The sequence below is a fragment of the Bacillus sp. WP8 genome (genome assembly GCF_000800825.1).
GTDB classification, from domain to species: domain Bacteria; phylum Bacillota; class Bacilli; order Bacillales; family Bacillaceae; genus Bacillus; species Bacillus safensis.
The window spans coordinates 324,245-336,311 of record NZ_CP010075.1; the positions used below are offsets into that span (position 1 = coordinate 324,245).

The window sequence follows — 12,067 nt, forward strand, 5'->3', positions numbered from 1 at the left end:
CGTCTATGTGGCGGTGTTTTTTGGTTATATCTTTTTAGGGTTGTCACTTTCAGCGCCTGTTGGGCCAGTCAATGCAGCCCAAATCGACAGAGGGATTAAAAGTGGATTTTGGCATGCGTGGATTTTTGGTGTGGGAGCTATGGCCGCGGATATTGTCTATATGCTTCTCATCTATTTTGGTGTCGCCCAGCTTTTGACTGCACCTCTTGTAAAAACCTTTTTGTGGCTGTTCGGTTTTTTCGTTCTGACCTATACCGGCATTGAAAGTCTGCGTAAAATCAATTTGCAGGAGAGTTCAAAAAAGGACAGCGAAAACACATCAATTGGCAAATCGTTCATGACCGGATTTTTCATTTCTCTATCTAATCCGCTCAGTATTTTGTTTTGGCTTGGCATCTATGGCAGCATTTTAGCCAATACGATCGAAAAGTATGGAGCTTCCCAAATGCTCATGTACAGTATGGCTATTTTTATCGGCATGCTAATCTGGGATTTCTGTATGGCGCTGCTGGCTAGTTCGTTTAGGCGTTATTTAAGTGAACGTGTGTTACATGGCTTATCCGTTCTTGCAGGTCTATCTTTACTTGGTTTTGGCGTCTATTTTGGGTATCAAGGGATTATGGCGTTGATTGGGTAGAAAAACAGACTGACACATTCAGTCTGTTTTTTTGTAAGGATTGACAGACATAACACATTCTTGAATAATGGTGGAATAGAAAATGGATTGAAGGAGCTTCTGCTATGCGTATGTTTCTGCCAGTATTTAATTATTTGTGTATGTTGATTTTATCAGTCATCACAGCAACATTCATTTATACGTTTTTATTTATGCCATCTGAAGCGGGCTTCAGTTATGTGGAGATGACCAGTCTGTTCATTTTGCTTGCTTATGTCATTTTTGCTGTACCAATTCAGCTTGTTTTACACCGGCATCCTAAAAGGTTTCGAAGCCGTGACTTATTGATTTATTTTATTGCGGCCTGGGTGGTTTGCTCGGCTTTGGCTTTATGGATTGATTATGGACTTGTTGTGTTCATCAGCTATAAAGTTTATTTGTTTAGCTTCTGCGCAGCCCTTATTTATTGGGTGCTGGATTCCGTCTTTTTGATGAAGAGCCAATCGTAGAAATGACGAAAGGCGCTCTATTAACTTACGCTAGGCTGATCTGCAAAATAGAATAAGAGAAACAAATACCTGCTCCATTTGAATGGAAATCCCCATCTTGTCATACGCAAGGAAAGTCGTGGGAGGACAGTCACCACAGCCATTTCCACCTCATAGGCTGTGGAGAAGACGCTAAAACGAGGTGGAAGGAAATGGCCCAGCTGTATGCAAAAAGTTGCCTTGATCAAAATCTACGATCACTAGAAGAATGGAAGCAGGATGCTTTCACACAATTTGGCGAGATGGTCGGAGATGAAGCAGATACATTCCCTTGTGTACCCGGAAGACAGGGATTTTTTCTCGATCATTTACGCTATGGATTTGTTGGTGACCCGAGGGAAGAGGAAGCAGTGGATGATTTAGCCCAGCTGCTTAGAGAATATCAAGGCTGTGCGAAAGAAACCGGTCAATATGCTTCATTTATCTGTTTTTTTGAAACACCGCAGGATTTAAAGGAAAGTTCGCTTGAAGAGTTTGAGCAGCATTTTTGGTCGCTGCTTCAACGGCTGCATCATAAAGATGAAGAACCATGGCCTGAGGAGATTCCGCTAGATACTCATCATCATGAGTGGGAGTATTGCTTCCATGGTGAAGCGTATTTTATTTTATGTTCTACACCTGCTCACAAGCTCAGAAAAAGCCGCCACTTCCCTTATGTCATGATGGCGTTTCAGCCTAGATGGGTGTTTGAGAAATTGAATGGATCGACCAAGTTTGGACAAAAAATGAGCCAGCTCGTTCGCAAGCGGCTTAAAGCATATGATGAGGTCAGTGTTCATCCATCATTAAAATGGTACGGGGATCCGGCCAATCATGAATGGAAGCAGTACTTTCTCCCAGACGAAGAGGCGGAGAAACCAGCCTCCGCCAAATGTCCATTTACTGCATTAAAAAACATGATGAAATTATGATGCGGTCTGATCCTGTTTCCACTTTTTCCTCATAAATAGCACCATGACGGCAATCACTGCAATGATCCCAAGGCTGATAAAAAAGCCAGGTCGTCCGCTTGCCTCTGTTAATGTGCCAGAAACGGCGGCTCCAATTAAGAGCAGCGCAAGAATCATTTCACACGTCTGGCGAGTGGATGGCTTGGATAGCTTTTTACTTGAGAACAGAATAAAGATCCATGTATACAGCAAGGTAAGACCGGCTGCTGTTGTGAGATGCTCGTAGATGTGTTTGGACAAAAAGAGTGCAAGCAAAATTGAGACAATTAAGCCAGCAGCAGTTAAGATAATCGAAGACCATCTCACATGAGATGGATCTTTTTGTTTAAAGCAAGCAGGTGCATCCTGATGTTCTGACATTGTGCCGAGCAGCGTTGTGACTGCATAGAGAGAGGCAACCAATGTCGAAAAACCGGCAATGATAAAAATGCCATTAAAGATATGAAGAAAGATCGATAAATGAAACGGCTCTAATGAAGTAATAAATGGACTGCTGTTCTCATTAAAGGCTGTCACTGGGACAAGCAAGAGAGCAAGTCCGATCGAGACGATATAGATGACTGCTAGAATGATCAGCATGACACGTCCAGCCTTTGCCGCATCCTTCGGGTCCTTTAAATGAACCGCCATCAGCCCCATGACTTCAATTCCCCCAAAAGCATAAAACGCATAAATCAAACCATTCCAAAGACCAAGCGGACCAAGAGGCATCCATTCGTGATCCTTGTTAGGCAGATGAAGGGTCGGTTTATGTTCGGTCAAAATGCCGAATAACACAAGCACCGCAAGTATCATAAACAGAAAAATTGCCGCTGTCTTCAGTACCGCCAGAACATTTTCTGTCTTTTGAAAAGAAGAAAGCCCTATGATAATGACAAGCAGGGCAAGAGCAGAATAAATCGCAGAAAACACCCAAAGCGGAACAGAAGGAAACCAGTGACGGGTAAATAGAGAAATGGCTGTTAACTGACTTCCTGTAATCAGCATTTCTGCAAACCAATACACCCAGCCATTGCTAAATCCTGCCCAGCGTCCGTATGCTTTACGAGCATAGGAACAAAACGACCCTTTATCAGGGTTATCAGCTGTCATCGCAGCCAAATGTTTAAAGACGAGATACGTTCCGACCGCAGCAAGCAAAAAGGAGATGCAGACGGAATAACCGGATTTTGTAATGGCGATGCTGGAGCCAAGGAAGAACCCAGTGCCAATTGTACAGCCGACTCCGATGAGAGAAAGCTGCCACCAAGATAAAGATTGTTCTTCTTTCAATGCAAGTGCAACACCTTTCTATTTCAATGACATTAGCTTGTGACCACGTCTTTTTTTTATACATGATCAAGGGGTCATTTTGGGCATACTGTCATGGAAAGGAGTGCATGTGATGAACGGAGAATACGTCATTTTACCGAAGGGTAGACTCGGCTTTCGTTTAGGAAAAGGCCAATGTATGCGAGTGGTTGATGTCGAAGGCCAGCAAGTAGCAGATGTGATGGCCTATCATGAAAAGGATTTTTATGAAAAATTTGACCAAGGTGCGACAATGGATAGCCTATTTTCATCCAAAGTGAAAAAAGGCGATAAGCTCTATTCTAATTTATATAAACCGATGTTTACGATCATTGAAGATACAGTAGGATGCCATGATTTATACATGCCCGCCTGCCGGCAAGAAATGTATCAGCTTTTATACGGCCGGACGCACTTAGAGGTCATGCATACATGCTACGACAATTTGCGGACTGCCTTTGAGCCCTTTGGAATTCCAAAGGAGGATATGTATTATCCTTTTAATGCCTTTATGAATACAGTCATTGATGAAAAAGGAAAGCTGTCTGTCGAGCTGCCAAAATCGCTGCCAGGTGACTACATTCGCCTGAGGGCTGAAATGGATCTCATTGTGGCCGTGTCCGCTTGTCCTGCTGATATTGGAAAGTGCAATGGATCAAGCTGTACATCTATACGGGTAGAAATCGATTGAAAAAGAAAAGGACCAGTCCATAAAGACATGGTCTTTTTCACTTGTGAATGTTTGATCATCTAAGAAATAGGGGAACGTCTAACAAAATGTTCTTGATGAAAACATGGTATAATGGAGATTCAAAAAACGTTGTTAAATCAATGAATTGTGTGTAAAACCTGTTCTCTTCATGTAGAGGATGCTTAGGAGGAAAAGTGTATGAGTTTGCAGAAAAAGATCAGCCAAGAGTTGCATGTGCAGCCCTCAATTGACCCAAAGCAGGAGATCGAAAAACGGGTTGGATTTCTAAAGGAATACTTGAAAAAAACTGGGGCAAAAGGATTTGTACTCGGCATTAGCGGCGGGCAGGATTCAACGCTTGCCGGACGTCTTGCACAGCTTGCTGTCAGTGAGCTTCGTCAAGAAGGAAAAGAGGATGCTGTCTTTATTGCGGTACGCCTCCCGCATGGTGTGCAGCAGGATGAAGATGATGCACAGCTTGCTCTATCATTTATTCAGCCAGACAAGTCTTGGAAATATGATATTGCCCCTGCCGTATCAGCATTCAGTGATCAATATCAAAAGGAAACAGGCGGCCCATTGTCTGACTTTAATAAAGGGAATGTCAAAGCACGCATGAGAATGATCGCGCAATATGCTGTCGGCGGTGAGGAAGGATTGCTTGTCATCGGTACAGATCATGCAGCTGAGGCAGTAACCGGCTTCTTCACGAAGTATGGTGATGGCGGTGCAGATGTTCTTCCGCTCACAGGTCTGACAAAACGCCAAGGCCGGGCGTTACTTGAAGCGCTAGAAGCACCGGAACGCCTGTACTTAAAGAAACCAACAGCCGATTTGCTGGACGACAAACCTCAGCAAACGGATGAAACAGAACTCGGCATTACGTACAATGAAATTGATGATTACTTAGAAGGCAAACCAGTGTCAGATCAAGCAGCAGAGGCGATTGAAAAGCGCTATGTTCAATCAGAGCATAAACGCCAAGTACCCGCTTCCATGTTTGATGACTGGTGGAAATAAAAAAGAAACCTCTCCAGATGGAGAGGTTTTTTATGTCGAATTTCAAGTGGGTTTGACAAAATAACCAAAATTTCATTAAATTAGTAGAACGATATACTTAAGTCCATTTCACTAAATATCGGTTTTTTTGATCAAAAAAAGCAATCATAATTAGTTCGATTCACTTAATTTCATTTCTATTGACAGTATTTTCAGAAAAAATGATTGACGAAGAAAAAGAATGCGCTTACAATGAAACCACATTCCGAAAAGTGAAATTAGATTCCACTGAATGGAATAAAGGGGTGGTTCACCTCCAAATAAGAAGCTAAAGGAATGATGGACACAATGAAAAATCGAAGTGCACTGGAAATTTACAAAGAGGGAGGCGCTTGGTGGGAGACTGAGATTAGTCATATTCAAAAAAATTCAATTGAACTTCGAGGATATCCGATTGAAGAACTGATTGGTGAATTGTCGTATCCACAAATGCTCTATTTACTGCTTGTTGGTGAATTATTGGATGATTCAAAAGCAGCTCTTTTTGAAAGTGTTCTTGTCGCAGGTGCGGACCATGGACCAAGGGCGCCATCTATTGCAGCAGCCAGAATGGCCGTGACTTGCGGCATTTCGTTTAATTCCTCTGTTGCAACAGGGGTGAATCTATTAGGTGACATTCATGGCGGAGCCGGAGAGAAGGCCATGCGTATGTTATACGAAGCCAAAGTGATCTACGATGATCAAAAGGATGTACAGTCTGCGGCAAAGCAAGTGTGCCAAACATGGTTAACTCGCAAGGAAAAAATCCCAGGAATCGGACATCAGCTTCATGATGATGATCCGAGGGTGAGACGTCTATATGAGCTGAGTCACACATATGTACAGCAAGGTGTTATCAGCGGGACATATTTACGGTTAGCCGAAGCGATTAGACATGAGCTTGAACAGCTGAAAGGGAAGAAAATCACGATGAATATAGATGGTGTATCTGCTGCCATCCAATGTGAATTAAACATTCCGGCAGAAGCAGCAAAAGGCATTTTTTCCTTATCCAGAGGAATGGGCATCGTGGCGCATGCATATGAGGAGCTGACAAAGGGAGCCCTCGTGAAGGGACCTTGTCCGAATGAAGAAAGATTGGTTCGTTATGCAGGGCGTGGAACGCGGCACTTGAAGGAGGGAGAAAAAATTTGAGTGGTTTCAAAGCGTTGTCATATATAAACGGCGAGTGGCTGAATACCGATCGTGTCAAAACTGATATCATCAATCCTTACTCAGGAGAAATAATCGGTACATCCTATCTCGCCTCATCAGAAGACATAGAACAGGCACTTTCTAGTGCGCAGCATGCTAAAAAACAAATAGCGGGAATATCGGCAATCGAACGCTCAAAGCTTCTAACAAAAGCAGCCACCTTACTTGAAGAACAAAAAGACCATTTTGCAGAACTGATTTCGCTAGAACTAGGCAAACCACTTAAAAATACAAGAGATGAAGTTTCGCGATCAATCGAGACGCTGGCGCAATCGGCGGAAGAAGCGAATCGATTAATAGGTGAGACCATTCCTGGCAATGTATCATCGCGTGGACAGGGAGCAATGGCTATGACATTTAAAGTACCAGTCGGAGTTGTGCTGGCGATTACTCCTTTTAATGCACCGCTCAATTTAATTTGCCACAAAGTCGGTCCAGCCTTTGCGGGAGGGAATGTCATTATTTTGAAGCCTGCACCGCAAACATCAGCTGTTGCCACAGCGTTTGTCAAACTCCTTCTAGAAGCAGGATTTCCTGAGGCTGGATTGCAGCTTGTAATTGGCGGAGTCGAGGCTGGGAAACAGTTAGTCACTGATGAAAGAACGAATCTCATCTCTTTTACCGGTGGGGCTGCCGGAGGCGAACATATTACAACCTCTGCGGGATTAAAAAAGGTACTGCTCGAACTTGGAGGGAATGGAGCGACGATTGTTCATCACGATGCAGATATTGAACAAGCCGCATCCCTTTGTGCCAAAACAGGCTTTAGTAATTCCGGTCAAAGCTGTATTTCTGTTCAAAGAATTTATGTCCACCAGGAAATCATGCCGACGTTTACTGAGGTATTAAAACAAAAAGTAGATCAGCTTGTCGTTGGAGATCCGCTGTCTAGTGAGAGTGATATCGGCTGTATGGTTGATGTCCAGGCCGCGCAGCGTGTTGAGGCATGGATACAAGAGGCAGAGAGTATGGGGGCTGAGCTTTTATATGGGGGAAAAAGAAATGGAGCGAGCATCACACCGGCTATTTTGTTAAACCCTCCGAAACAGGCCAAGGTTGTCTGTGAGGAAGTGTTCGGCCCAGTTGTCAGCGTTCTCCCTTATGAGGAGCTGGAGGAGGCAATCAAAGAAGCAAACGATAGTCGATATGGGTTGCAGGCAGGGATCTTTACGAATCAGCTGGATGTGGCATTACACGCAGCAAAAGAACTTGAAACTGGCGGTGTTGTCATCAATGGGACATCGAATTTTAGACTGGATCATTGGCCTTATGGTGGGATTAAGCGAAGTGGTCTTGGAAGAGAGGGTCCGCGTTTCGCCATCGAGGAGATGACCGAAACCAAAATGGTCGTGCTCCCAAATGGTCTGTGAAAGGGGCGTAGGGATGTGAATACATTTCAGCAAAAAGTAAAAAGTGTGCAGACAGGCGGTCCGCCAATGATTTGTACGCCGCTCATCGGACAAACAAAGGAAGAATTGTTTCATGAGGTCGAGGTGTTAACAGAGAAGAAGCCTGATGTGATCGAGTGGCGGGCAGATTTTTTTCATCACCTTCATGACAAGGAACAAGTGATAGATACCCTTAAGGGAATGGTAGAAAAGGCAAAGGGCATCCCATTTTTATTCACCATTCGCTCTGAAAAGGAGGGCGGCGAAAGTATATCACTCTCCGAAACTGAGAAAGTTTCTTTGCTTGCCGAGCTTTGTTCCACACAGCTTGTGGATGCCGTTGATTATGAATTGATGCAGGATGTGGCACATATACAGCAAGTCAGTCAGGCGGCTAAAAGAAATGGCGTCACCTTGATTGTGTCGTATCACGATTTCTATCGCACCCCTGAGATAGATCGTCTCGTGCAGCTACTCGTCAATGCAGAATCAGTCGGCGCCGACATCGCAAAGATCGCAGTGATGCCGCATTCCTATGACGATGCATTAACACTGCTCTCAGCGACCAGCCATGCGAAAAAGCAGCTGTCAATTCCCGTGATTTCGATGGCAATGGGGGAATACGGGGCTTTTACAAGAATGGTTGGCGGACTTTTTGGATCTGTCATGACCTTTGCTGTAGGGAAAGAAAGCTCAGCTCCCGGGCAAGTGGCGATACAGGATTTGAGCAATGTTCTATCTATTGTGTTTTCAAAGAATAAGTGAGTAGCAGATTCATAGCTGCAACGTGAGAGGAGAGAAACATGAAGAAGAATATTTCTACACAGGTTATTCAGTACTTAGAAAATCGGGGAGTCGAGCATATATTCGGTCTCTGTGGTCATACGAATATAGCTTTTTTATCAGCGCTTGAAAAAAGCTCGATTCAATTTGTAAATGTCAGACATGAACAGATAGCGGCACATGCAGCAGATGGTTATGCGCGAGCAAAGAAACAGACGGCTGTTGTTCTCAGTCATCTAGGTCCTGGACTCACCAATGCGGCAACAGGGGTAGCGAATGCAGCACTTGATTCCATTCCAATGGTTGTCATTGCAGGAGATGTCCCAAGTCATTACTACGGAAAGCACCCACACCAAGAGATCAATCTTCATTCCGATGCCTCTCAATACGAAATTTACCGGCCGTTTGTGAAAAGAGCATGGCGAGTCGATATTCCAGAATTATTTCCAGAGATTTTATCAAAAGCATTTCAGTTAGCTGAAAGCGGCCGTCCTGGCCCGGTGCTTATTTCTGTTCCGATGGACGTTTTCTCAAAAGATCTAGATGTGTCCCTGTTTGAACAAATGAACCATCATACACACACCATTGAAAAACCTTCTATTGATGATCAAACGGCCAATCGGATATTAGACCGATTGCTGCAGGCAGAAAGGCCGCTCTTATATGTAGGGGGAGGCATTTTGTTAGCTGATGCAGCTGAAGAATTAAAGGCATTTTCTGACCATCTAAGTATCCCTGTTGCTCATTCTTTGATGGGGAAAGGAGCCATGCCGGATGATCACCCAATGACCCTTGGAATGACGGGGTTTTGGGGGACAAAATTTATTAATGATCAGTGTAAAGAGGCGGACTATATATTGGCTTTAGGGACCCGTTTTGCTGAAGCTGATGCGAGCTCGTGGGAATCGGAGTATACGTTCAATTTCCAATCAACCAAGCTCATTCATATTGACATCGATCCGAATGAAATTGGCCGGAACTACCCTGTTGAAATTGGAGCGGTAGCCGATCTTAAGCAAGCTTTGACCGTACTCAATCGCGTGGCGAAAGAAAGGCTGCCAGAAGGTATCGATCGCCCTGAATTGAAAAAGGACATTGCGGCATATCGTGAGGAATTTCAGAAGAGCAATTTGACGAATATTCAAGACGAGTCTTTCCCAATGAAACCGCAGCGTATTTTGCAGGAAGTGCGGGAAGTGTTGCCGCCAGATGCTTTCATTACAACAGATGTTGGCTGGAATAAAAATGGGGTAGGACAGCAATTTCCTGTATTGACTCCTGGGACCATTTTAACGCCAGGTGGTTTTGCGACGATGGGATTTGGCGCTCCCGCTGCACTTGGAGCAAAGATTGCCCAGCCTGACCGTGTCGTTGTGTCACTCGTTGGAGACGGCGGATTCGGTCAAAATCCATCCGTTCTCGCAACAGCCGTTGAAGAAAACATTCCTGTTGTGTGGATTGTGATGAATAACAGTGCGTTTGGCACAATAGCCGGCTTGCAAATGGCGCACTATGAAACAACGTACGGCACTGTTTTTAGAAAAGGTGGAGAAAGCTATTCTCCGGATTTTGCTGCCATTGCGAGAGGTTATGGAATGAAGGGGATTAAAATCACTTCTGCGTCTGAATTCAAAGAAGCTTTGGCTGAAGCCATTGCCTCTCAGGAGCCTTGCGTCATTGATGTAGCGATGAAAAATGATCCTGTTCCTACGGATGGACATTGGAATATTAATGACATTTATTCACCAAATACAAAACGCTCACATGTCAGTGTGAACTAAACATTACTAGGGAGGAATCAACAATGAAAATTAAAGTATTGAATCCGTTTCAAGATGGAAACCCATTATGGTTAGGCTTAGATCGTCCAGAGGAGCAAATGATTCGAAAGGTATTTCAAACGATTACACCAGATACCGTTGGATCAGAACATATGATGGCGGGTCTCACCATTTTTGAACCAGGGGAAGCAAGTTCAGTGCACAATCACCCGGGTTCAGAGGAATTTGATTTTGTGATTAAAGGGTCCGGCGAAGTCATTTGTGATGGAGAAAGGCAGCCCTTTAAACAAAATGACTTTATGTTCATTCCTGACGGTGTCCCGCACCAGCATGTGAATACAGGCGATGAACCTTTATGGCTCATTTGGCTCTACACGCCGCAAGGGCAGCTTCCGAAGGATTAAAAACCTGCACCGGTGAGCCCTGCTTTTGAATCATCAGGGCCTTACGGGTCAATCAGAAAGATGAAAAGGGCTAAATTAGAAATGATTTTAGCCCTTCATCACTTGAATGAAAGGGAGTCAAGCAATGAATATGAATACACCGCTCGAAGGAATAAAAATATTAGACGTCTCTACAATGATCGCTGCACCCTATGGCGCGGTGCTTCTAGGGGATTTTGGAGCAGAAGTCATCAAAGTCGAGATTCCTGGTAAAGGCGATACGCTGCGGCATGTCGGCCCTTTTGCAGATGGGGAACCACTTAGATGGTCAGGTCTCTCACGGAATAAAAAATCCCTTACACTGGATCTGCACAAAGACGAAGCAAAAGACATTTTTAAAAAGCTTGCAGCTCAGGTCGATGTACTGATCGAAAATTTCCGTCCTGGAACACTCGAAAAATGGGGCGTTGGGTACGATGTGTTAAAAGAAATCAACCCTCGTTTAATTATGATTCGTGTATCGGGTTATGGTCAAACGGGCCCGTTTAAGGACAAGGCCGGATTTGGAACGCCAGCGACGGCGTTTAGCGGCTTTACATATATTCAAGGGTTTCCAGATCGGCATCCAGTCAGCCCTTCATTTTCTCTAACTGATTATATTGCTGGCATCTATGTGGCATTTGCTACTGTGACAGCGATGTATTACAGGGATACACATCCAGAAGGAACGGGGCAAATGGTGGATTTGGCCCTCTATGAATCTGTGTTTCGTATGTTAGAGTTTTTGGTTGCAGAATATGACAAGCTTGGGAAGGTGCGTGAGCGTTCACCGGGGTTAAGCGGTCATTCAAGCCCTGCTGGTACCTATGAGACAAAGGATGGGCATTATTTGGTTCTTGTAACAAGTACAGATTCGACCTTCAATCGATTGGCTGAGGCGATGAATCGATTAGATTTATTAGAGAATGAAAAATTCGCGGTTAATGCATCCAGGCTGAAGCATAACAAAGAAATGGATGCGATTGTTTCGCAATGGATCGCGTCGAAAACAAGGGATGACGTATTAGAAATTCTAGATACTCATGGTGTCCCTGTGAGCCCGATCTTAAGTATTCGGGATATTTTTGAACATCCACAATTTAAAGCAAGAGAGAATATCGTCGAAGTGCATCACCCTCGACTTGGAAAAGTGAAGGTGCCTGGGATCATTCCGAAGTTTGAAAAAACACCTGGAAGTATCCGTCACATTGCACCTGATTTAGGCGAACATAATTATGAGATTTTAACAAATATGCTTGGCTTAACAGAAGAAGAGTGTAAGCAGTTAGAAGAAAAAGGGGTTATTTAAGACGTTCAACAGAACCGCACGCTGCGGAAACAAAGG

The 12,067-nt window shown here is 44.1% G+C and carries 12 protein-coding genes; 11 read left to right on the forward strand and 1 reads right to left on the reverse strand.

Annotated features, from left to right (window positions below):
• Positions 1 to 7 precede the first annotated feature (7 nt).
• From QR42_RS01730 to QR42_RS01740, 3 genes are all read left to right on the forward strand, one after another.
• A complete protein-coding gene (locus QR42_RS01730) occupies positions 8 to 637 on the forward strand; it encodes a LysE family translocator (RefSeq protein WP_039176324.1) in 630 nt (209 codons plus the stop codon).
• Between the two features lie 104 nt (positions 638 to 741).
• Complete coding sequence (locus tag QR42_RS01735; protein WP_039176326.1) at positions 742 to 1,125, forward strand: UPF0715 family protein; 384 nt, start codon at positions 742 to 744, stop codon at positions 1,123 to 1,125.
• A 191-nt stretch (positions 1,126 to 1,316) separates the two neighbouring features.
• The gene (locus QR42_RS01740; RefSeq protein ID WP_039176329.1) at positions 1,317 to 2,075 is read left to right on the forward strand and encodes a YqcI/YcgG family protein; all 759 of its coding nucleotides are present in this window, start codon (positions 1,317 to 1,319) and stop codon (positions 2,073 to 2,075) included.
• Here QR42_RS01740 and QR42_RS01745 read toward each other — a convergent pair.
• Positions 2,070 to 3,386 (reverse strand): amino acid permease, encoded by a 1,317-nt coding sequence (locus tag QR42_RS01745; protein WP_039176332.1) that lies wholly within the window; start codon positions 3,384 to 3,386, stop codon positions 2,070 to 2,072. The two genes, QR42_RS01740 and QR42_RS01745, sit on opposite strands and share 6 nt — an antisense overlap.
• Before the next feature lie 112 nt (positions 3,387 to 3,498).
• Between QR42_RS01745 and QR42_RS01750 the strand changes: the two genes are divergently transcribed.
• The 8 genes from QR42_RS01750 (at position 3,499) to QR42_RS01785 (ending at position 12,031) form a co-directional block, all read left to right on the forward strand.
• Positions 3,499 to 4,095 (forward strand): DUF1989 domain-containing protein, encoded by a 597-nt coding sequence (locus tag QR42_RS01750; protein WP_039176335.1) that lies wholly within the window; start codon positions 3,499 to 3,501, stop codon positions 4,093 to 4,095.
• A gap of 198 nt (positions 4,096 to 4,293) precedes the next feature.
• Positions 4,294 to 5,115 (forward strand): ammonia-dependent NAD(+) synthetase, encoded by an 822-nt coding sequence (gene nadE, locus QR42_RS01755; protein ID WP_024424335.1) that lies wholly within the window; start codon positions 4,294 to 4,296, stop codon positions 5,113 to 5,115.
• Between the two features lie 315 nt (positions 5,116 to 5,430).
• Complete coding sequence (locus QR42_RS01760) at positions 5,431 to 6,288, forward strand: citryl-CoA lyase (protein ID WP_084096338.1); 858 nt, start codon at positions 5,431 to 5,433, stop codon at positions 6,286 to 6,288.
• Complete coding sequence (locus QR42_RS01765) at positions 6,285 to 7,718, forward strand: aldehyde dehydrogenase family protein (RefSeq protein WP_039176338.1); 1,434 nt, start codon at positions 6,285 to 6,287, stop codon at positions 7,716 to 7,718. The genes QR42_RS01760 and QR42_RS01765 overlap by 4 nt, the downstream gene beginning before the upstream one ends.
• A gap of 66 nt (positions 7,719 to 7,784) precedes the next feature.
• On the forward strand, positions 7,785 to 8,501 hold the full coding sequence (aroD, locus tag QR42_RS01770) for a type I 3-dehydroquinate dehydratase (protein ID WP_052196545.1): 717 nt from the start codon (positions 7,785 to 7,787) through the stop codon (positions 8,499 to 8,501).
• 38 nt (positions 8,502 to 8,539) lie between these two features.
• Positions 8,540 to 10,300 carry a thiamine pyrophosphate-binding protein gene (locus tag QR42_RS01775; RefSeq protein WP_039176343.1) on the forward strand — a complete coding sequence of 587 codons (1,761 nt, stop codon included), beginning with the start codon at positions 8,540 to 8,542 and terminating at the stop codon, positions 10,298 to 10,300.
• A gap of 23 nt (positions 10,301 to 10,323) precedes the next feature.
• Positions 10,324 to 10,704 carry a cupin domain-containing protein gene (locus tag QR42_RS01780; RefSeq protein WP_039176346.1) on the forward strand — a complete coding sequence of 127 codons (381 nt, stop codon included), beginning with the start codon at positions 10,324 to 10,326 and terminating at the stop codon, positions 10,702 to 10,704.
• Positions 10,705 to 10,828: 124 nt separating this feature from the next.
• Positions 10,829 to 12,031, forward strand: a complete 1,203-nt coding sequence (locus QR42_RS01785) for a CaiB/BaiF CoA transferase family protein (RefSeq protein WP_081378194.1) — start codon at positions 10,829 to 10,831, stop codon at positions 12,029 to 12,031.
• Positions 12,032 to 12,067 lie beyond the last annotated feature (36 nt).